Origin of the sequence: Exiguobacterium sp. s78 (assembly GCF_018618985.1) — a bacterium.
Lineage (GTDB): Bacteria > Bacillota > Bacilli > Exiguobacteriales > Exiguobacteriaceae > Exiguobacterium_A > Exiguobacterium_A abrahamii.
Genome location: NZ_JACSNB010000001.1, coordinates 614,677 through 634,860, shown reverse-complemented (window position 1 = coordinate 634,860; position 20,184 = coordinate 614,677). Strand labels below are relative to the sequence as shown.

Genomic DNA, 20,184 nt, shown 5'->3' with positions numbered 1-20,184 from the left:
TATCCTGTCAACTGCTTTCTTCGAGTTGTTTGGCACGTTCTTCTTCAACGAGAACACGGCGGAGAATCTTACCAACGAACGTCTTCGGTAACTCTTGCCGGAATTCATACTGCTTCGGCACTTTGAACGATGCTAACTGTTTACGACAGAATTGATCGAGTTCTTCTTCCGTGACCGTCATCTCATCCTTGACGACGATGAACGCCTTGACGGTCTCTCCGCGGTAGACATCCGGAACACCGATGACGACCGCTTCTTTAACGGCTGGGTGTTCATATAGGATTTCTTCGACTTCACGTGGATAAATGTTGAATCCAGAAGCAATGATCAAATCTTTTTTCCGATCGACGATTCGGAAATAATGATCCTCACCGATATATCCAAGGTCTCCCGTATGCAACCAACCGTTTCGCAGAACAGCTTGCGTATCTTCTGGTCGTTTCCAGTATCCTTTCATGACTTGCGGACCTGTGACGATAATCTCACCAATCTCACCTGGAGCAGCTGGTGTCTCTCCGTCCGCTTGGACGATTTTCGCTTGCGTATCGGGTACCGGAATACCGACCGTTCCAGGAATCCGACGATCCCAGATACAGTTCGTATGCGTCACCGGACTCGTTTCAGACAAACCGTATCCTTCAACGATCCGCCCACCCGTCAGCGCTTCGAATTTTTCCTGCACTTCGACTGGTAGAGGAGCTGAACCAGAAATACAGGCTTCAATCGAAGAGAGATCATACTTCTTCAGCTTCGGATGATTCAATAGACCAACATACATCGTCGGAGCACCTGGGAACAGATTCGGTTTTTCCTTATGAATCGTCTTGAGTACCTGTTCGATATCGAATTTCGGAACGATGATTTGTTCATAGGCATTAAATATGCCGAAATTGAGGTTACACGTCATGCCATAGACATGGAAATAAGGAACGACTGCTAACAGCTTCCGTCCATCTCCTCGATTGTATTTATAGAACCAGTTGTCGATCTGTTCGACGTTTGCACTCAAGTTAAAGTGTGTCAACATGACACCTTTGGGTGCGCCTGTCGTTCCACCCGTATATTGGAGAACCGCGACGTCCTCCTTCGGTTGAATCGCGACTAGTGTAATCGGTTCATACCCCCGCAAAGATAAAAACGGGATCGAACCTGTCGTATCAATGATGATGTTGTTATCTTTCCGTGCTTTAATCGGATAGAGTTTATTTTTAGGGAAGGGAAGGTAATCCGCGATACTTGTCGTCACGACGGTCTTGAGTGTCGTCGACGCCTTGACACGAGACGCTTTCGGATAGAGTAGATCGAGCGTCACGAGCATATGTGCTCCTGAATCGACGAGAATCTGTTCAAGTTCACGGTCTGTATAGAGTGGGTTCACTTGGACGACGATACCACCTGCATAGAGAACAGCATAATAACTGATCATATACTGGGGACAGTTCGGTAACATCAGTCCGACGCGATCCCCTTTTTTTAGTCCGTGCTCTTGTAATAGGCTCCCAAGTGCGCGGGCCTCGTCACGTACTTCACGAAACGTCATACGTTTTCCTAAGAAACTCAAGGCACGTTGTTCTGGAAAATCAGTCGCTGCCTCATCGAGTGCCTGATAAAGAGGTAATTCTCGATAATCAATCGATGCGGGTACTTGCTCGGGATAATCAGATAACCAAACGGATTCCATACGTTTCCCTCCCTGATAATGAATTACTATTCATTTTTATTATACGTTGAATCGAATTCGACATGCCAGTAAAATCCAAAAAAAGAAATCAAATCTGCTTGTTTTTTTCGATTCGTTCAATTAGAAATCATCATACAAAAAAGCAGCACCACCCTTTCTCGTTTCCGAAAAAGAAGAAGCACTGCTTTTTAATAGACATCACCGGGATGGATACGTAAATCCTTCACCAATGACTTCGCGCACTTTATGAATGACGACGAAGGCGCGGGGATCCGCTGCTTCGACGATCTGTTTCAACGGTGCCAGTTGTCGTTTATCGACGATCATATACAACATATCATTCTTTTGTTTCGTGAAATGACCGTGACTGTGGATGACCGTCGCGCTACGACCGAGCGTCTCTGTCAGGATCGTCGCGATCTCCTCTTGGCGATGACTGATGATCGTGACCGCTTCGCGGACATTTAATCCTTCGCTGACGAGATCAATCAAGTACGAGCCGATGATGATTGCAATCAACGTGTATAGCATCGTCTCTTCTCCGAATAGGAACCCTGATGCACCGACGACCGCGACATCGATGATAAACATCGAGACCGCGATACTGAGATTCAAGTATTTATTCATCAGTCGAGCGATGATGACTCCGCCGCCCGTCGTTCCTCCAGCTCGAATGACGAGACCAATCCCAACACCAATCAGAATTCCCGCATAGACCGTACCGATTAAACGGCTATCTGATGAAGTTGCAAGACTTGCTGTTGAGGAGAGGACAAATGATGTGACGGCGACCGAGATGACGGAGTAAAGCATCGTCTTCCGGCTGAGGAATCGATAACCGACGACGAACAGCAAGGCGTTCGCAATCAGGGAAACAAGTCCCGTATCCCAGCCATAGAGATAGTAGAAGATGACCGTGATCCCGATCAATCCACCTTCAGATAAATCGTTCGGAATCGTAAAGTAGTTGATTCCAAAGGCGAGAATCGCCGACCCGATGATGACCCAGAAGATGTCCTTCCAAGAAATCAATTGCATCGCCTCAAAAGCACGGCGTCTCGTTTCTGTCGTTGTTGATGTTTTTCGTACGTTCATATGCGTTCCTCCTTTTTTGATTAGGCGTGGCTTCCAATAAAAATTCCGTACTGAAACGATGTCAGTACGGAATAATCACACGGTAAGACCGGTTCTTTTAATTAAATACAATCCAAAGGATACCGACGACCAAAAAGGCGATCGAAACCCCGAACATGATTTTCGCTAAACGTTCTAACACGGATTCACCCCACTAACGCTGATCCGATGACGTAGGACATGCCGATCGATAAGGCACATGAAATAATACCGACAGCAATGTTGCCGTTCTCGATTTCACGGTCTACCGGCAAATTCGGTGTCAGGAATTCAAAGATCCAGTATGTCGATATCAACAGTAAGAAGCCAAAAGCACTTTCAAGAAATATCGACCCGACCCGTTCTTCCCCTTGAACAGCGAAATGAACGATATTGGCGAGTCCGATGATTTTTCCACCTGTTGCTAACGCAACGGCGATGTTGCCACTCTTGATATGTTCCCAGTTTTTATACCGGGTTGTCAACTCAAAAAGTGCAAGTCCTAAAATGATCAGTAATCCCGCGACCGAATAGAGCGCTGTCGTATAGACATAGACGTTCTCAAAAATGTTCATCTTGCTTTCCTCATTTCAGTTCGATGATCGTCACACCGTGTCCGCCTTCACCTTGACCACCTAAGCGGTGACCTTTGACGTGACGATGACCTTTCAAGAATTCTTGGACACCTTGACGCATCGCTCCCGTACCCAAACCATGAATGACACGAATATGGTCGTAGTTCGATAACAAAGCTTGGTCCATGAAGCGTTCGAGCTTCGATAATCCTTCTTCAACACGGACACCACGTAAATCAAGTTCAGCTGAAGGCGCCGATTGTTTCGTCACACTCGTACCACCAGAACGCCCTTTTGTTTGGGGACGTTTTGGAGTACTGCCGATCTTCGCAAGATCTTCCGGTTTGACGTTCACCTTCATGATGCCGACTTGAACGGTATACTCGCCGTTCGCCTGTTGGTTGATGATATAGCCTTTTTGATTAAAGGTCGTAACTTTAACTTCTTCACCTTTATCAAACCGTGGCGTTTGATCGTATTTCGCTTTTACTTTAGCGATCCGTTTCTCTTGCAGACTCGGCTTCGCATCTTCAAGTTTTTTACGTGCCTCGATCAATTCATGCTCTTTGACGGCACCAGCGTCGCGTAATTCCTTCAAACGTTTAATGACGCCTTCCGCTTCTTTTTGGGCACGTTCGACTGCACGTGCTGCTTTTTCTTCCGCTTTTGCCAGAATCTCATTTTTCTCTTCCTGGATCTCGGCTTGTTCTTGCTCGAATTGCTCACGCTCTGCAACGAGTCGTTTCTTCTCTTCTAGCAACTGAGCCTCTAACGTCTCAGCACGCTGTTTCGCCTCTTCCAGTCGTTCGATCATCGTTTCGACGGACTGTGCGTCGCTACCGATTTGACCACGTGCCGCATCGATGATCCGATCTTCGAGTCCGAGGCGTTTTGAAATCTCGAACGCGTTCGAGCGTCCCGGTACACCGATGAGTAAGCGATACGTCGGACTGAGGGATTCGACATCGAATTCCATCGACGCGTTGACGACTCCTTCTCGGTTATAGCCGTACGCTTTTAATTCCGAATAGTGCGTCGTCGCTGCAACACGTGCACCGCGCCGTTTCACTTCATCAAGAATCGCGATCGCTAGGGCAGCTCCTTCTGTCGGATCCGTTCCCGCTCCTAATTCATCAAACAGCACCAAACTCATGAAATCGATTTTCTCCATCATCGAGACGATGTTCGTCATATGCGAACTGAACGTCGACAAGTTTTGTTCAATCGACTGTTCATCCCCGATATCGGCATAAATCGCATCGAAGACACTGAGCTCCGTCTCATCTGCTGCCGGCACGTATAGTCCTGATTGCACCATCAATTGCAGAAGACCAATCGTCTTTAAAGTAACTGTCTTACCACCGGTGTTCGGACCGGTGATGACGAGTGATGTAAAATCGCCACCCAGCGAGACAGTGATCGGTACGACCTCTTCTTTTGGAATGAAGGGATGTCGTGCTTCCTTCAGAATGATATGGCGATTTTCATTCAAGCGTGGTTCGACCGCTCCGATCTGATGACCGTATAATGCTTTCGCCATGATGAAATCAAGTTCTGCTAATACATCGAGGTTGATGCGCAGCGAGTCGCCGACACTCCCGACAAGTGCTGATAATTGTGCAAGGATTCGTTCGATTTCCGCCCGTTCTTTCAAACGTGCTTCTTGAATCTCGTTGTTCGCAGAGACGACGGCTTGTGGTTCGATGAACAACGTCGCACCGGACGCCGACTGATCATGAACGATCCCGCCAAACGCTTGACGATATTCTTGTTTGACCGGGACACAGTAGCGATCATTTCGCATCGTCACGATGGCGTCAGACAGCATCTTCGCTTTACTACGTAAGACACTATCGATTTTTGAACGAACTTGTCCTTCGAGCGAACGCAACTGACTACGTAACGCTCGTAATTTATCACTTGCCGAATCTTGAACAGTTCCTTGGTCGTCAATGGCATGGCGAATCCCCTGTTCGATCTCAACGAGCTTCGTGATCTGTTCGATTCGACTGTCGAGTCGTGGTAATCGTAGATCCGGATGATCTTCATGCAATCGTTCTTGGAACGCCTTCACTTGACGTCCTGAATAGACGACGTCTGCAACGGATAAGAGTTCACTCGTCGAGAGGACCGAACCAATTTCTGCCCGTTTCACTTCACTGCGGACATCTGTCAATCCACCGAACGGGTAACGGTCACGCAATCGGTAAACCGTCGTTGCTTCCGTCGTGACGGCTAACAATTCCTTGACCTGCTCGAACTCTTCCGCTGGATGCATCGCTCGAACGAACTGTGCTCCAAGTGAGCTTGCTGTGAACGATAACATGTTTTCTTTTAACTTCTCATATTCTAAGACGCGTAATGCGTTGGCATTCATTTAATCCACTCCTAAACGTTTTCGACCGAAGAAGGCAAGTGCTGCTTCAGCGCTCCACGTATTGATGACATCAGACGCCTCCAAATAGGCTTTACGTGCATGGAGGACTCCAAGTTTCATATCTTCTAACATTTCTGGTCGGTGTGTATCCGTATTGATCAAAATTTTCACACCAGCAGCCTTCGCTTTTGCTAGGGAACTTGCCGTCAAATCGAATCGTGCAGGGTTTGCATTCATCTCAAGCGCTGTTCCTGTCTCGGCTGCTAGTTCGATCAAGCGATCGACGTTAACGGCATAGCCCTCTCGTCTACCGATGATTCGTCCTGTCGGATGGGCAATCAGAGAAACGTAAGGATTACGACACGCATTCTCAAGCCGTTGCATGATCTCTTCTTCCGTCTGATCGAATTTCGAATGAATCGAGGCAATGACGTAATCCATCTCTTTTAAGAAATCATCTGCATAATCGAGCGACCCATCAGGCAAGATATCCATCTCGACGCCACATAAAATCGTCATCTCGGGATGTTTCTTGCGTGCTGCTTCGATTTCGACCCGTTGCGCACGTAGACGCTCTTCCGTCAATCCATTGACGAACTTCATATACTTACTATGGTCGGTGATCGCCATCCATGTATACCCTCGTGCAGCACACGCATCGACTAGTTCTTCAACAGATAATGTTCCATCTGACCATGTCGTATGCATGTGCACATCTGCTTGAATATCCTGTTCCGTTAAAAGGTGTGACAAATCCTGCTCGAACTCTTGACGCCCTGCTCGTAATTCAGGTGCGATGAACGGTAAGTCGTACCGCGCAAACAATTCTTCTTCCGTCTTCGGCTGTACTAATCCTTGCTCGGTTTCAACGCCATATTCAGAAATGCTCTCTCCCCGTTCTTTGGCGAGCTGACGCATCCGGACATTGTGATCCTTCGAACCCGTGAAGTGATGTAATGTGGATGCGTACGCCGCGTCATCGACGATTCGGAAATCAACCGCGATATAATGGACGTCTCGTTTTAAGACGAGTGATACTTTCGTGCTGCCGGCAGCGATGACTTCATCGATGAGCGACAGTTCCAAGAGTTGCTCCTTGATCCGTTCCGGTTCGTTCGTCGAGAGGATGAAATCAAGATCCTTGCACGTCTCTTCTGCTCGGCGGAAGCTTCCACCAACTTCGAAGCGAATGATTTCATCGAACGACGCAAGGGTCTGATTTAATTCCGCAACGACCTTCCGCATGACACCATACGGTAATCGTTCTGGTCGTGTTTCAAACGTTTCGAGCGCTTTGACGTACTTTTCGACCGTCTTTTTACCGAATCCAGGCATCGTTTCGACTGTACCATCCGCTAATTTCTCTGCAAAGGAATCCGCATCAATGACGCCGACTTCATGCAATTTAGCAAGTTTCTTCCCACCAAGACCTGGGATCTTTAGTAAAGCGATCAGTCCTTCCGGTACTTCTTGTTCGAGTTCCGTCAGTGCCGTACTCGTTCCCGTTTCCCGGTACTCCTCAAGAACAGCGGCCGTTCCTTTACCAATCCCCTTCATCGCCGTGAAATCCTCGATTGCCATGAAGTCAGCATCGGATGCTTCGAGGATACTTGCTGCTTTTCGGAAAGCATTGATCTTAAACGGATTTTCCCCTTTAACCTCTAGATAGACTGAGATTCGTTCCAAGTGACGCATTGCATCTTGAATCGTACGCATGTGCAATTCTCCCCTCAAAAAAAGCTCCCATTTAACGGGAGCATGTTTATTTTATCAATCCAACTTTGTCCATCAGCCAATTCGCAAGGAGCGGTGTATGTTGGATGATGAAGCTTGCCAAACTCGAGTCTGCGATCGCATCCTGTATCGACTGAATCGGAACGAATGCTGCGAGGAACAAGAGTAAGAAAATGAAGATGTACATCTCGATAAAGCCGAAGACGCCACCTAATAATCCTTTGACTTGTTTTAAAATCGGAATGTTCGTCAACGAATCAAACATCGACAACAAGATTGCTAAGATGATTTTTGTACCGAAGAACAGGACGACGAACCAAAAGGCTTTGTAGAACACCTCATCGAGTCGTGCTGAACTTGGAATTGCGAACATCGTCAAGTCGATTCCCGCATCATCTAGTGTCGACGGATACGGTACCCACAAACGGAATTTCGTCGCCAATTCTTCATAAAACGACAAGGCGACGATGAAGGAAATGATCAGGCTGAGCAAATGCCCGGCCTGCAATACGACTCCCCGTCGGACACCCGTCATGACGCCTAAGGCGAGAAGTAATAAGATAACGAAAGAAATCATAGTTTATAGTTCACCCAAATTCTTTTTTATTTTTACGTAATCACTACCAATATTAAGCGCCGCTAGGACGGCGATTTGACGAACGTCGAGTTGTGGTGCTTGTTCTCGGATTTCTCGAATTTTCGTATCGACGAGGAGACCCACTTCGCGTACGTGTTCTGGCGACTCCGTTCCGACAATCGTATAATCATTGCCTGCGATATGAATCGTCGTCCGGTTCAACCCTTCTGAATCAGCCATTTTTCTGTCCTCCTCATACTTTGCTTCTTTCATATAGTACCATCATTTTCGTTTTAGGAAAAGAAGTCCCCCATCGGTCTTAAGGATGGTATGCTTAATCCCGGAAAGGGAGGTTATCTCGTGGGAACTACCGTTTTACGCTTATCTAAAGAAAAGCAAGACCTCGTCATACAAGAGTTTAAACAAGGACAGACGAAGAGTCCACCGTATGCCCGCTTCGCCGCTAAAGTACCTGGATGTGTCATCACGATTTACAATTCTGGAAAAGTGATGTTTCAAGGAACGGAAGCTGAAACCATCGCTTCACGCTTCGGTACGGCTACACCGACTAAATCGAAGGAACCACTTGTTTCAACGTTACCAAATGGTTTCTCGGAATGGTCCGTCGCTGGCAGTGACGAAGTCGGAAAAGGCGATTTCTTCGGTCCACTCGTCGTCGTCGCTTCCTTCGTTGATCGAAAGCAGATTGCACTTCTTCACGAACTCGGTGTTCGAGACTCCAAACATCTGAACGATACCGAGATTCGTCGGATTGCTCGCGATCTCCATGCTGTCATTCCGTACACATATCGTATCCTACACAATCCAGAATACAATCAGATGCAACGAACGATGACACAAGGAAAGATGACTGCCCTGATGCATAATGATGTACTCGAGCGACTTCTTGACCAACTGGAGACGAAACCAGAAGCGATTTTGATTGATCAGTTCGCTGAAAAGACTGTTTACTACAAACACTTGTCTGGTGTCGTCAATCCCGTTCGAGAAAATGTCTACTTCTCGACCAAGGCGGAACAACTCCATGTCGCCGTCGCTGCCTCATCCATCATCGCTCGCGCCATCTTTTTGAAGGAGATGGACAAGTTGAGCGAGTCAACAGGTGTCGTCATTCCGAAAGGTGCTGGTGCTAAAGTGGATCAAGTCGCCGCTTCACTGATCTTACGTTATGGAGCTGACAAACTTCGTGACTGGACGAAAGCCCATTTTGCGAATACGAAAAAGGCACAACAACTAGCCACGAAACGAAACCGACCATGACCTTAACGGAATGGTCGGTTTTTTTAAATGACGGACTCCCCTTCAGACAGTCGTTCTAATTCCGCAAGAAGTATATGTTTTTCATTAAAAGGAATCGTTTTTGTACCGATTCGTTCTACCTCATCATGACCTTTCCCGACAATGACGATTCGTTTCCCTTCGTGCGCCAGATGCGCTGCTTGTACGAGCGCTTCATGACGGGACGTATGACAACCTACTAAATGTTCACGTGGAATATCAACGATTAGCTCTTCGATGATTCGATCCGGATTCTCTGTCCTCGCATCATGGACCGTTGCGATGATGTGTTCACAATATTTGCTTGCGATCCGCCCCATCTCCGCTCGTTTCGTTCGATCACGCTCTCCAGCTGCACTTAAAACGACCGATAGCGACTCTCCGGAAGAAGTGAGTGCCTGTAAACATTTTTCTAGACCATCCGGTGTATGGGCATAATCGATATAAATCTCACAAGGTGCCCAGTCCAGTCGTTCGAGTCGTCCTTTCGGCAATTCCAGTTCTGGAATATGACGAATCAAGGTATAGAGATTGGCATCGCCTGCCCGCAACAATCCCATCGCCGCCGCTAAATTCGCTGCATTGAATTCACCTAGTAAAGCTGTCGGCACACGCGTCGTCGTCTCGTCGATCCGCACATTGACGGTGTCCGTCAACCACTCGACCGCGATCTGTGACGTCCGGTGTGGTTGCGTCGTATACCAGATGACGGGTTGTAAAGGCGCAGCTTCTCGCATGACGCGACTCCAACCATCTTCTCGATTCAAGACGATGGTCCGACCATTTGACGCAGCAACTTGTTGAAACAACAAAGCTTTCGTCTTGGCGTAATCCTCCATTGAATGATGGTAATCCAGATGATCATGCGTCAGGTTCGTAAATGCTGCCGAGTGGAAAGACACTCCCTCGACTCGACCTTCGGCTAATGCGTGAGAAGACACTTCAATGATGCAATCCGTCACGCCTTTTTCAACCATTTCATACAACAGTCGATGTAAGATGATGGCTTCAGGCGTCGTATTCGGCGTCTCAATGAGTTCCTCATCAATTCGTGCACCGACCGTGCTGATCATGCCGGCTTTTATACCTGTTGCTCGAAAGAGATCATACGCCAATTTCGTCGTCGTCGTTTTTCCATTCGTTCCGGTTACACCGTATACACGCATCTTTTGACTCGGTTGATTGTAAAAGCGATTCGCGACTTGACCTGCAAGTCGTTTCGTATCCGGCACAGTAATGACGGGAACCGGGCAATCCGGAAACGATCGTTCAGCTAAAATCGCCACAGCACCGTTTTGGATTGCCTGATTGATATAATCGTGACCATCAACCGTGTAGCCGTTGATACAGATGAATAATCCGCCAGGTCTGATTTGTCGCGAATCGGTTGCGATATTCGTAATGAGTGGATTGATTGCTTCCTTTATAGTGAGTGGTAATAGTTCATTCAGAAGCTTCGCTAGTCGATTCATGATGTACTCTTCCCTTCTTGTCTCTTCTCTATGTCAAGATGAATTAGTGAACCAATCACATAAACAGTCGTATCCATTGTTTCAAGTAAATCAAATACTCTTTTACGGAACATACCCGCTTTAAGACCTGCTTAATCTTTTATCATGCTAGAAAATTATTCTCTTCAATGCTCGAAATGAGCGTTTCTTCCCTTGCACCTATTAATCAGCTTTGATACACTCTTAAAGTTAACTAGTTAACTAAAAGGAGAAATAGGATGCTTTACACACAAGAAGATGTACTCGGGCAACTATCAAAAGTCTCACGTCTCGTAAAACGAGAGATTGATGCTACCTTGCTTCCCTACTCGTTACATACGGGTCAATGGGCACTAATAAAAGCAGTTGCATTACTACAACCTGTCTCACAAGTCCAACTGGCCGATTACTTAATCATTGAAAAACCAGCTGTGACGAAAACCGTCTCACGTCTTGAGACGCTTGGTTTCATCACTCGGATAAAAGAAGGACGAACACACTTTGTCTCATTGACACCTTTAGCCATTGAACGGTTCGACCAAATCGATGCTGCGGTCCAAGAGACCCACCAACGCTTACTCGCCTCCTTCTCCCTCACCGATCAGCAACAGCTTGGTGAGTGGATGACGCACCTACTTACTCTACATCGACAGGAGGAATCTTCATGACCACTCGGTTATTCTCGCGTCATTACGTCATGACGCTGATCATTAACCTATTGCTCTTCATCACGTTTTATCTACTTAATGCCTCACTTCCTTTACTCGCTGCTAAACAGTTTCCAGTCTCCGCTTCAGCACTCGGGTGGATCGTGACGAGTTTCATCCTGGCAACCGTCTGTTCTCGTCCACTGATCGGTCACTGGTTAGATCGTTATGATTTAAAGCGTGTCTTAATGGTCTCTGCAAGTCTCTTTACATTAATGAGCCTCTGCTACTTGCTTGTCCTACCACTGGAATCATTTTTCTATCTAATCATCATCCGTATCATCCACGGATTTAGTTTCGGGATGTTATCTTCTTCGATCAGCCTCGCCGTCACGACATTGATTCCAAAAACACGTCAAGGCGAAGGGATGGGATATTTCGTCCTGTCGATGAACTTGGCATCCGTCCTTGGTCCTGTCATTGGTCTTGCCTTTATTCAAGAAAAAGCATTCGTCCTGTACTTCGTGACAGTTGCTGCCCTAGCAGTCATCGCCTTGTTGTTAATGATGCGTCTACCGCTGACGAGTCAACATGTTCCAAGCACGTCCGCGTTTCGTCTAAGCCAATCCCTCTTCTTATCGCGTCCGCTTTTGTTGATAGCGACTCTTTTGGCAGGCGTTGCGATTTCTAGTACATCAGCGTTCATCTCACTGTATACGGATTCGATTGGACATATCGCATATGCTTCTTATTTTTATGCGTTAGTCGCTCTCGGAATGGTCGGGATTCGACCAATTGCCGGAAAATTGTTTGATCAGCGAGGTGCTGCATTCGTGCTGTTGCCCTCGTATGCCCTTTATATGATTGGCTTTGTCATTCTCGGCATGTATCCTTCATTGGCTGGTTTATTGACTGCTGCCATCATCATTGGTATAGGTTCTGCTTCCATCTTCCCGGGACTTCAAACTGTCCTTTTGAACTTCGCACCTCCCGCACAGAAAGGGAAAGCCATCTCGACCTTTTTCCTTGCTTACGACACAGGTTTTGGAATCGGTGCCTTGATTCTTGCTACGGTCGCAAGCGGTATCGGCTATTCCAATATGTTCTTGTCCTGTAGTCTGATCGTTCTCGTAAGTGGTCTACTGTATTTCACCTTTACGAAACGACAAGCTGCGTCATCTGAAACAGAAGAACTTGCTTCTTGAATCTGTCGTCAAACGAAAACAGCCGCCTTCCTCTGAAAGGAAAGCGGCTGTTTGTTTATCCTGATTATGCGCGAAGTTCCGCATTGAACGTTTCTTTCACTGCATCTACGACTCGCTGTTGCGCTGTCGTGATTTCTTCATCGACTAACGTCCGTTCTTTGTTTTGATAACGGAGGGAGAAAGCGAATGATTTTTCATTCTCTCCGACGTTCTCACCCGTGTAGACATCGAACAATTCGATCGTCTGAAGAAGTGGACCGGCTGCTTCCGTCATGACATCGACGATGGATTGCGCCGTCACTGATCGCTCGACGACGATTGCTAAGTCGCGTGTCATTGATGGGAAACGTGAGATTTCCGAGTAGACCTGCTCTTCTTTCGAACGTAGTGCCATCGCCTCTAATTCAAAGACGTACACTTCTTTTAGACCATACTGTTCTTTTGACAGACCAGGATGCACTTGACCGACGAATCCGATCGCTTCTCCGTCAAGCAAAATGCGCGCCGTCCGTCCTGGGTGCATCGATGGAATGCTCGCTGCCTCGAACGTCAACGTGATACCGACTGCAGAAGCGAGTGTCTCGACGATTCCTTTCATGACGAAGAAATCTGTTTTGACGAGCGTTCCGTGCGCACGGTGTTGTTCTGACACACCGACTGCGACGCCACCGATCATTTCTTGTTCAATCGGGAGTGTCTCAAGTGACGCATCCCGTTGCAGATAAACACTGCCGAGTTCATAAAACGCGACATCGGCATGCTGTCGTGCGACGTTATGCTGCGCGACTTCAAGGAGTCCCGGAATGAGTGACGTCCGCAGTGTCGAACGTGCTTCACTGATTGGCATCGCCAGTTTGACCGGATGCAAATCTTCTCGTTCATTGAATTGCATCGCGCGTTGTTCGCTCGTCAATGAATACGTGATGGCTTGCGAAAGACCTGCTCCCTGCAATGTCCGGCGTAAATGACGACGGTGAATGTTCCGTTTTGGTAAGAAGCCACGGCTCGCTTCAGACGGTAAGCTTGAAGTCAGTGCATCATATCCGTAGAGACGAGCGACTTCTTCCGCTAAATCAGCTGGAATTTTCAAGTCTTGGCGGCGAGTCGGTACGCTGACTGTCAAGGCATCACCCGATAATTCAACACCGAGACCAAGACGTTCGAGTAACGTTTGCATGACCGTTCCTTCGATCTCCATACCAAGACGGTGATTGATGTACGAGACACTCGCTTCAATCAAGTGATCGTCAAGCTCGAGCGTTCCAGCTTGAGCGACACCAGCCTGAACCGTTCCACCCGAGAGTTCAGCAATCAAAGTTGCAGCCCGATCGAGTGCTAACAAGACACGACGTGGATCAACGCCCTTTTCGAAACGAGCACTCGAGTCCGAGCGAAGTCCAAGAACACGGCTCGTCTTCCGGACGGAAATCGGTGCGAAGTAAGCTGATTCTAAAATGATCGATGTCGTGTTTTCATCGACTTCGGTATTCGCTCCACCCATGACACCAGCAAGCGCGACCGGGTGTTCACCGTTAGTGATGACCAGCATCGAAGAATCGAGCGTCCGCTCTACTTCGTCGAGCGTCGTGAACGACTCTCCTGCGTGCGCTTGACGCACGACGATCTGTTTTCCGAGTTTTTCAGCATCAAATGAATGAAGCGGTTGACCTGTCTCAAGTAAGACGAAGTTCGTAACGTCGACGACGTTGTTAATCGGACGAATGCCGTTCGCAATCAAGCGGTTTTTTAACCAAGTCGGTGACTCTTGAATCGTCACGCCTTGAATTTCTCGTGCCGCGTAGAACGGGCAGTCCTCTGAATCAAGCGTCACGTCGACTGCCGTCGCAGTTTCTGCTTCGTTGACTTCAACGACCGGGAAAGTCGGTGTCGTATCGTAAAGCGCCGCCACTTCGTATGCGACACCATACATGCTGAGGCAGTCCGAACGGTTCGGCGTTAATCCAAGCTCGAGGATTTCATCACGTAGACCGAGTAACTCCAAAACGTCTTGTCCTGGTGTGACTGGTTCACGGAACGTATGGATCCCGTCCTGCTCATCTTCTCGGATATATTTCTTTTCGAATCCGAGTTCTTCGAGTGAACAGATCATCCCTTCTGAAACGACACCGCGCAATTTGGCACGTTTGATTTTAATACCCGGTAAGCGAGCTCCGACGCGCGCAACGATGACATCTTGTCCGGCTTCGACGTTCGGTGCACCACATACGATTTGCACCGGTTCGTCTTGTCCGATGTCGACTGTCGTGACGTTCAATTTATCTGCTTCTGGATGTTTTTCTTTCGTTAACACACGTCCGACGACGATGTTGTTCAACGCTTCATCCCGGACATCTACGCCTTCGACTTCGATTCCGCTCTTTGTAATCAAATCAGCCAAATCTTGTCCTGATGTGTGACTGACATCCACATATTCGTTCAACCATTGTTTTGAGACTAACATCTGCGTTCCCCCTTAAAACTGTTCGCTGAAGCGAACGTCATTCGTATAGAAGTGGCGAATATCATCGACACCGTATTTCAACATGGCAATCCGTTCGATACCCATTCCGAATGCGAAACCTGACATTTTCGTGCTATCATATTCGGCCATTTCGAGAACGTGAGGGTGAACCATTCCAGCGCCCAGAATTTCAATCCATCCCGTCTGTTTACAGATGTTGCATCCTTTACCGCCACATTTGAAGCACGAGACGTCGACTTCGACGGACGGCTCCGTGAACGGGAAGAAACTTGGGCGTAAGCGGACTTCACGTGCTTCACCGAACATCTGCTTCGCGAAGGCTTCAAGCGTTCCTTTTAAGTCTGCCATCGAAATCGATTCTCCGACGACGAGTCCTTCGACTTGCATGAATTGGTGCGAATGTGTCGCATCATCTTCGTCTCGACGATAGACTTTACCTGGGCAGAGAATGCGGATCGGTTCACCTTTAGAAGCGAGCATCGTCCGTGCTTGGACCGGTGACGTATGCGTTCGCATCAAAATTTCTTCCGTTATATAGAACGAGTCTTGCATATCACGCGCCGGGTGATCCTTCGGTAAATTTAACATCTCGAAGTTGAAAAGATCTTGCTCGACTTCTGGACCTTCCGCAATCGTATAACCGAGTCCGACGAAGATGTCTTCGATCTCATCCGTCACCTGTTGCAAGAGGTGCGCATGACCGACCTTTTTCGGACGTCCTGGTAACGTGACATCAATTGCTTCCGCTGCCAGTTTCGCATCCATTTCTTGTTGTTTGACAGCTGTCAGACGTTGTTCCAATTGCTCCTGGATCGCTTGACGGACTGTATTTGCGATCTCACCGACGACTGGTCGTTCTTCCGCTGATAACTTTCCCATTCCTCGTAATACTTCTGTGATTGGTCCCTTTTTCCCGAGATACTTGACTCGGACGTCATTGAGATCTTTTTGTGTTGTTGCCTGATCGACTAATGTCAACGCTTCATCGCGTAATGCTTCTAATTGCTCGCGCATCTTTCCCACTCCTTTAGTTGAAGATATAAAAAAACGTCCCTCCGGCAAATGCCGAAGGGACGATGTAAACACCGTGGTACCACCCTTGTTTGACTTTTCAATCGAAAAGTCCTCCAATTGCGCGATAACGGGCGCATCCCGTCACGATCTCTCGTGCGACTCCGGAGTGAATTCGGTTAGCAGATTCACGAAGCAGTTTTCAGTCTACGACCGCTTCTCCCTGATTGAATCGTTCCCTAACGTACTCTGTTCCATCAACGTCCATGATGTATTCCTGATGTTCACTTTAGCATGAACGCTTGCCGGTTTCAATCCACGCTTGCAAAATGATAAAGCAAAATGCCAGCCGCTACTGCCGCATTCAATGACTCCGCTTTACCACGAATCGGGATGTAGGCACGCTCATCACAATAAGAGAGCAATTCTGGCGCAACGCCTTGTGCTTCGTTTCCGATGATTAAACCGAGTGCATCCATCGGTGCGATCGTTTGATAAGACGTCGCTCCTTCTAACGCCGTGCCGATTACCGCAATTCCTTGTTCGTGCAGGGCATTGACTGCCTCTTCGAGTGGCATGGAGATGACCGGTAGGTGGAACAGCGATCCTTGCGTCGCACGGATGACTTTTCCGTTATAGACGTCAACTGTTCCCGGTCCGACGACGACCCCATCGAATCCAGCTGCGTCAGCTGTCCGAATCATCGTCCCAACGTTCCCTGGATCTTGCAGACGATCGAGCAACAAATAGCGTCCTCGCTCTAATTGTGCCGAAGCTTGTTTCATCTCACAGACAGCGAAGATGCCTTGCGACGTTTCCGTCTCAGCCAGTACTTTGATGACGGCATCATCAATCGTAAAGACATCGGCATTTCGTTTCCAAGAACCGGGTACTTGATACGATTCACGCACGATCAATTCCTTGACGATTCCAGCGCGAACAGCTTCTTCAATCAAGTGTTCTCCTTCAATTAAGAAACGGTTCGTCTGCAGACGTCCTTTTTTCGTTAAGAGTTTTTTCCATTGTTTAACGATTTCGTTCTTTGCTGATGCGATGTGCTTCATTGTTTTATTACCCCTCGTAGATCGCTTGGACAGTCTCCGCATCAAGACGTTTTGTCACAGCAACGACTAGATCGACGGCTGCTTCGAAATCGGCTTTATGCATGATCGAGACGTTCGTGTGCAGGTAACGAATCGGTACAGTCAAGGCAAGTGATGGAACCCCTGTATTCGATAAGTGGAACTTCGCTGCATCCGTTCCGCCACCTGGTGTTAAGTCCAGTTGATACTTGATATTTTCTTCTGTTGCGACTTTCGTCACGAAATCGATCAATCCACGATGTGCGATCATCGACGCATCGAACATGATGACTTGAACGCCTTCACCTAATTTCGACAATGCTTCACGATCGGTCATTCCTGGCGTGTCACCCGGGATACCTGTATCGACAGCAAAGGCGATTGATGGTTTGAGCAGGTGTGCGACAGTTTGAGCCCCACGTAACCCGACTTCTTCCTGAACAGTCGCTCCCGCGAAAATCGTGTTCGGATGACCGTCTGCTTTTAAGCGCTTGATTGCTTCGATTGCGATGGCACAACCAATCCGGTTGTCCCACGCTTTTGCCATCAAGAAGTTCTCATTTTTCATCACAGTAAATTCGCAATGTGGAACGACCGTATCACCCGGACGAATTCCCCAACCGTCGACTTCTTCTTTTGATGAAGCACCGATATCGATGAACATGTCTTTAATGTCGACCGGCTTATTGCGCGCTTCCGGTGGTAAAACATGAGGTGGTTTTGCACCGATTACACCTGGAATGACTTCACCAGATGACGTCACAATATTCATACGCTGTGCCAAGAGGACCTGACCCCACCAACCGCCGAGTGGTTGGAAACGAAGGAATCCTTTTTCATCAATCTTCGTGACCATGAATCCGACTTCATCCATGTGACCCGCAATCAATACACGTGGTGCATCTTCGCCTGCGCCTTTATGTTCAGCAAAGAGACTACCGAGACCATCTTGGTGGAATGCTTCTGCATGAGGTTCTAGATATTCACGCATGAGGCTCCGGACTTCTTTTTCGTTTCCCGGTACACCTGTTGCGTCCGTGAGACGTTTTAGCATATGTAATTGTTCGTTCATCTGATTTCCTCCTTAGTAACCGTTGTCTTGTCGCACATGGTTTGCTTCATTTTTAGAAATGTAAGCCTTGAAAATCATATCCTGTGTAAAGCCTAGTGTAGCACCTAATGCAAGGTATGCACCAATCAGAACATCATAACTTTGTTCCGTCCGCGAAATCGCAAAGACGTTCGTTTTGTTATAGACGTCTAAAAAAGCATCTGTTGCTGTCAAATAGAAGTCACCTTCAGTAAAATGACTTTTCTTGTAATCAAGTGCTAGACCTAGTGAGAGTAGAAAATGGACGCCATCGACATATTCCTCAAGAATTGTGACTTGAGCGGATGGTCCCTTCTTCGACCAGAACTTAAAGCAACGTGTCTCGTTCGCAAGTTCACCGAGTTCGACCAGTAAGGCGAGCAGACGCTCGTCGAATTGATTGCCTGTCAATTGATGTTCTGACTGAATCCGTTTATCCAACTGTTCTTGCATCTCAAAAAGTGTCAACCAATCCATCTTTAATTCTCCTTCTATCTAAAAAAATCATATGACCGTCTCATCGACGTGCCTTCTTATTTTATCATTAAATCGAAAAAAACGTCGGAGAATTAAATTCCCCGACGAATTGTAGAACTTAAGCGTTCAATTTTGCTTTTGCTGTGTCAGCAAGTGAAGCAAATGCAGTTGCATCTGTAACTGCGAGGTCAGCGAGCATCTTACGGTTAACGTCGATACCTGCTAATTTAAGACCATGCATCATGCGGCTGTAAGAAAGACCGTTGATACGTGCTGCCGCATTGATCCGAGTGATCCAGAGGCGACGGAAGTCACGTTTCTTTTGACGACGGTCACGGTAAGCGTACATGAGAGATTTCATGACTTGCTGTTTCGCAACCTTGAAGAGTGTATGTTTCGAGCCGTAGTAGCCCTTAGCTAATTTGAGTTGTTTTTTACGACGTTGACGAGTCGTATATCCGCCTTTTACGCGTGGCATATAAATTCCCTCCTAAATCTGTATACGATTGGATAAATTACTTCGCGATCATGTGACGGATGCGTTTGAAGTCACCCGTAGATACCATGCTAGCTTTACGTAATTTACGTTTCGCTTTTGTTGATTTGTTACCGAACAAGTGGCTTGTGTAAGCACGACCACGTTTCAATTTGCCAGAAGCAGTACGTTTGAAACGTTTAGAAGCACCGCGGTGCGATTTCATTTTAGGCATGAGAGATTCCCTCCTACTTCGATTCGATTAGTCTTCTTTCTTAGGAGCAAGCACGAGGAACATGCTGCGTCCTTCCATCTTCGGTCTCTGTTCCACAACACCGAACTCACTTAAATCCGTTGCGAGGCGTTCGAGAACGCGTTTACCGATTTCCGAGTGAGTGATGGCACGACCGCGGAAACGAATGCTCGCTTTCACTTTGTTACCATTCTCCAAGAATTTCTTCGCATTACGGAATTTCGTTTGGAAGTCGTTCTCCTCGATCGTCGGGCTAAGACGAACTTCTTTCATCTGAATCACTTTCTGATTCTTCCGAGTTTCTTTGTCCTTCTTTTGCATCTCGAAACGGTATTTACCGTAGTCCATGATCTTACAAACTGGCGGCGTCGCTTGTGGAGCGACCATGACGAGGTCAAGTTCCGCTTCCTCTGCGAGACGTAGCGCTTCGTTGCGTGATTGGACACCTAGTTGAGCACCATCCGCTCCGATAAGACGAACTTCCCGGGCACGGATGCTTTCATTGATTAACAGATCTTTGCTAATGGTTAGCACCTCCATCGTGCATTGCACGAAAAATGAATGATAGAAAACGCTATAAAAAAAGCGTCGGCAGTTCTTCCCGCCCACACTCATA

19 protein-coding genes are annotated in these 20,184 nt (G+C 47.5%); 3 read left to right on the top strand and 16 right to left on the bottom strand.

The window, feature by feature from the left end; all coding sequences use genetic code 11:
- Positions 1 to 7 precede the first annotated feature (7 nt).
- The 7 genes from KNQ18_RS03105 to zapA form a co-directional block, all read right to left on the bottom strand.
- Complete coding sequence (locus KNQ18_RS03105; protein ID WP_215083814.1) at positions 8 to 1,681, bottom strand: AMP-binding protein; 1,674 nt, start codon at positions 1,679 to 1,681, stop codon at positions 8 to 10.
- A 198-nt stretch (positions 1,682 to 1,879) separates the two neighbouring features.
- On the bottom strand, positions 1,880 to 2,776 hold the full coding sequence (locus KNQ18_RS03100; protein WP_050677634.1) for a YitT family protein: 897 nt from the start codon (positions 2,774 to 2,776) through the stop codon (positions 1,880 to 1,882).
- 185 nt (positions 2,777 to 2,961) lie between these two features.
- Positions 2,962 to 3,369, bottom strand: coding sequence for a DUF350 domain-containing protein (locus tag KNQ18_RS03095; protein WP_023469001.1), 408 nt, complete (start codon positions 3,367 to 3,369; stop codon positions 2,962 to 2,964).
- A 10-nt stretch (positions 3,370 to 3,379) separates the two neighbouring features.
- The gene (locus tag KNQ18_RS03090) at positions 3,380 to 5,746 is read right to left on the bottom strand and encodes an endonuclease MutS2 (RefSeq protein ID WP_214771082.1); all 2,367 of its coding nucleotides are present in this window, start codon (positions 5,744 to 5,746) and stop codon (positions 3,380 to 3,382) included.
- On the bottom strand, positions 5,747 to 7,462 hold the full coding sequence (gene polX / locus KNQ18_RS03085) for a DNA polymerase/3'-5' exonuclease PolX (RefSeq protein WP_215083812.1): 1,716 nt from the start codon (positions 7,460 to 7,462) through the stop codon (positions 5,747 to 5,749).
- 46 nt (positions 7,463 to 7,508) lie between these two features.
- Positions 7,509 to 8,057 (bottom strand): CvpA family protein, encoded by a 549-nt coding sequence (locus KNQ18_RS03080; RefSeq protein ID WP_050677637.1) that lies wholly within the window; start codon positions 8,055 to 8,057, stop codon positions 7,509 to 7,511.
- 3 nt (positions 8,058 to 8,060) lie between these two features.
- Positions 8,061 to 8,297 carry a cell division protein ZapA gene (gene zapA, locus KNQ18_RS03075; RefSeq protein WP_029342308.1) on the bottom strand — a complete coding sequence of 79 codons (237 nt, stop codon included), beginning with the start codon at positions 8,295 to 8,297 and terminating at the stop codon, positions 8,061 to 8,063.
- Between the two features lie 120 nt (positions 8,298 to 8,417).
- Between zapA and rnhC the strand changes: the two genes are divergently transcribed.
- Positions 8,418 to 9,338: a ribonuclease HIII gene (rnhC, locus tag KNQ18_RS03070; protein WP_215083810.1), complete on the top strand. Its 921-nt coding sequence runs from the start codon at positions 8,418 to 8,420 to the stop codon at positions 9,336 to 9,338.
- A gap of 23 nt (positions 9,339 to 9,361) precedes the next feature.
- Here rnhC and KNQ18_RS03065 read toward each other — a convergent pair whose 3' ends face one another.
- Positions 9,362 to 10,828: a UDP-N-acetylmuramoyl-L-alanyl-D-glutamate--2,6-diaminopimelate ligase gene (locus KNQ18_RS03065; RefSeq protein WP_215083808.1), complete on the bottom strand. Its 1,467-nt coding sequence runs from the start codon at positions 10,826 to 10,828 to the stop codon at positions 9,362 to 9,364.
- A 257-nt stretch (positions 10,829 to 11,085) separates the two neighbouring features.
- Between KNQ18_RS03065 and KNQ18_RS03060 the strand changes: the two genes are divergently transcribed.
- Positions 11,086 to 11,514, top strand: coding sequence for a MarR family winged helix-turn-helix transcriptional regulator (locus KNQ18_RS03060; protein WP_023469008.1), 429 nt, complete (start codon positions 11,086 to 11,088; stop codon positions 11,512 to 11,514).
- Positions 11,511 to 12,698 (top strand): MFS transporter, encoded by a 1,188-nt coding sequence (locus tag KNQ18_RS03055; protein ID WP_215083806.1) that lies wholly within the window; start codon positions 11,511 to 11,513, stop codon positions 12,696 to 12,698. The genes KNQ18_RS03060 and KNQ18_RS03055 overlap by 4 nt, the downstream gene beginning before the upstream one ends.
- Positions 12,699 to 12,762: 64 nt before the next feature.
- On the opposite strand, the gene pheT is transcribed toward KNQ18_RS03055, so the two are convergent.
- The 8 genes from pheT to infC all read right to left on the bottom strand — a co-directional run bounded on the left by pheT (position 12,763) and on the right by infC (position 20,108).
- The gene (gene pheT, locus KNQ18_RS03050) at positions 12,763 to 15,159 is read right to left on the bottom strand and encodes a phenylalanine--tRNA ligase subunit beta (protein ID WP_215083804.1); all 2,397 of its coding nucleotides are present in this window, start codon (positions 15,157 to 15,159) and stop codon (positions 12,763 to 12,765) included.
- A 12-nt stretch (positions 15,160 to 15,171) separates the two neighbouring features.
- Complete coding sequence (gene pheS / locus KNQ18_RS03045) at positions 15,172 to 16,194, bottom strand: phenylalanine--tRNA ligase subunit alpha (RefSeq protein ID WP_035396564.1); 1,023 nt, start codon at positions 16,192 to 16,194, stop codon at positions 15,172 to 15,174.
- 308 nt (positions 16,195 to 16,502) lie between these two features.
- A complete protein-coding gene (locus KNQ18_RS03040) occupies positions 16,503 to 17,288 on the bottom strand; it encodes a TrmH family RNA methyltransferase (protein ID WP_369792088.1) in 786 nt (261 codons plus the stop codon).
- Positions 17,263 to 18,345: a M42 family metallopeptidase gene (locus KNQ18_RS03035; RefSeq protein ID WP_064299521.1), complete on the bottom strand. Its 1,083-nt coding sequence runs from the start codon at positions 18,343 to 18,345 to the stop codon at positions 17,263 to 17,265. The genes KNQ18_RS03040 and KNQ18_RS03035 overlap by 26 nt, the downstream gene beginning before the upstream one ends.
- Before the next feature lie 12 nt (positions 18,346 to 18,357).
- Positions 18,358 to 18,840 carry a dUTP diphosphatase gene (locus tag KNQ18_RS03030; RefSeq protein ID WP_023469014.1) on the bottom strand — a complete coding sequence of 161 codons (483 nt, stop codon included), beginning with the start codon at positions 18,838 to 18,840 and terminating at the stop codon, positions 18,358 to 18,360.
- 118 nt (positions 18,841 to 18,958) lie between these two features.
- Positions 18,959 to 19,318, bottom strand: coding sequence for a 50S ribosomal protein L20 (rplT, locus tag KNQ18_RS03025; RefSeq protein WP_012371057.1), 360 nt, complete (start codon positions 19,316 to 19,318; stop codon positions 18,959 to 18,961).
- Positions 19,319 to 19,355: 37 nt separating this feature from the next.
- On the bottom strand, positions 19,356 to 19,550 hold the full coding sequence (rpmI, locus tag KNQ18_RS03020; protein WP_023469015.1) for a 50S ribosomal protein L35: 195 nt from the start codon (positions 19,548 to 19,550) through the stop codon (positions 19,356 to 19,358).
- A 27-nt stretch (positions 19,551 to 19,577) separates the two neighbouring features.
- Positions 19,578 to 20,108, bottom strand: coding sequence for a translation initiation factor IF-3 (infC, locus tag KNQ18_RS03015; protein ID WP_029342318.1), 531 nt, complete (start codon positions 20,106 to 20,108; stop codon positions 19,578 to 19,580).
- Positions 20,109 to 20,184: the final 76 nt, after the last annotated feature.

What these genes read in the sequence shown, in the direction of transcription:
- KNQ18_RS03105 (WP_215083814.1), bottom strand. Translation starts at nt 1,681, where the DNA reads ATGGAATCCGTTTGGTTATCTGATTATCCCGAGCAAGTACCCGCATCG.
- KNQ18_RS03100 (WP_050677634.1), bottom strand. Translation starts at nt 2,776, where the DNA reads ATGAACGTACGAAAAACATCAACAACGACAGAAACGAGACGCCGTGCT.
- KNQ18_RS03095 (WP_023469001.1), bottom strand. Translation starts at nt 3,369, where the DNA reads ATGAACATTTTTGAGAACGTCTATGTCTATACGACAGCGCTCTATTCG.
- KNQ18_RS03090 (WP_214771082.1), bottom strand. Translation starts at nt 5,746, where the DNA reads ATGAATGCCAACGCATTACGCGTCTTAGAATATGAGAAGTTAAAAGAA.
- polX (WP_215083812.1), bottom strand. Translation starts at nt 7,462, where the DNA reads ATGCGTACGATTCAAGATGCAATGCGTCACTTGGAACGAATCTCAGTC.
- KNQ18_RS03080 (WP_050677637.1), bottom strand. Translation starts at nt 8,057, where the DNA reads ATGATTTCTTTCGTTATCTTATTACTTCTCGCCTTAGGCGTCATGACG.
- zapA (WP_029342308.1), bottom strand. Translation starts at nt 8,297, where the DNA reads ATGGCTGATTCAGAAGGGTTGAACCGGACGACGATTCATATCGCAGGC.
- KNQ18_RS03065 (WP_215083808.1), bottom strand. Translation starts at nt 10,828, where the DNA reads ATGAATCGACTAGCGAAGCTTCTGAATGAACTATTACCACTCACTATA.
- KNQ18_RS03060 (WP_023469008.1), top strand. Translation starts at nt 11,086, where the DNA reads ATGCTTTACACACAAGAAGATGTACTCGGGCAACTATCAAAAGTCTCA.
- KNQ18_RS03055 (WP_215083806.1), top strand. Translation starts at nt 11,511, where the DNA reads ATGACCACTCGGTTATTCTCGCGTCATTACGTCATGACGCTGATCATT.
- pheT (WP_215083804.1), bottom strand. Translation starts at nt 15,159, where the DNA reads ATGTTAGTCTCAAAACAATGGTTGAACGAATATGTGGATGTCAGTCAC.
- pheS (WP_035396564.1), bottom strand. Translation starts at nt 16,194, where the DNA reads ATGCGCGAGCAATTAGAAGCATTACGCGATGAAGCGTTGACATTAGTC.
- KNQ18_RS03035 (WP_064299521.1), bottom strand. Translation starts at nt 18,345, where the DNA reads ATGAACGAACAATTACATATGCTAAAACGTCTCACGGACGCAACAGGT.
- KNQ18_RS03030 (WP_023469014.1), bottom strand. Translation starts at nt 18,840, where the DNA reads ATGGATTGGTTGACACTTTTTGAGATGCAAGAACAGTTGGATAAACGG.
- rplT (WP_012371057.1), bottom strand. Translation starts at nt 19,318, where the DNA reads ATGCCACGCGTAAAAGGCGGATATACGACTCGTCAACGTCGTAAAAAA.
- rpmI (WP_023469015.1), bottom strand. Translation starts at nt 19,550, where the DNA reads ATGCCTAAAATGAAATCGCACCGCGGTGCTTCTAAACGTTTCAAACGT.
- infC (WP_029342318.1), bottom strand. Translation starts at nt 20,108, where the DNA reads ATGGAGGTGCTAACCATTAGCAAAGATCTGTTAATCAATGAAAGCATC.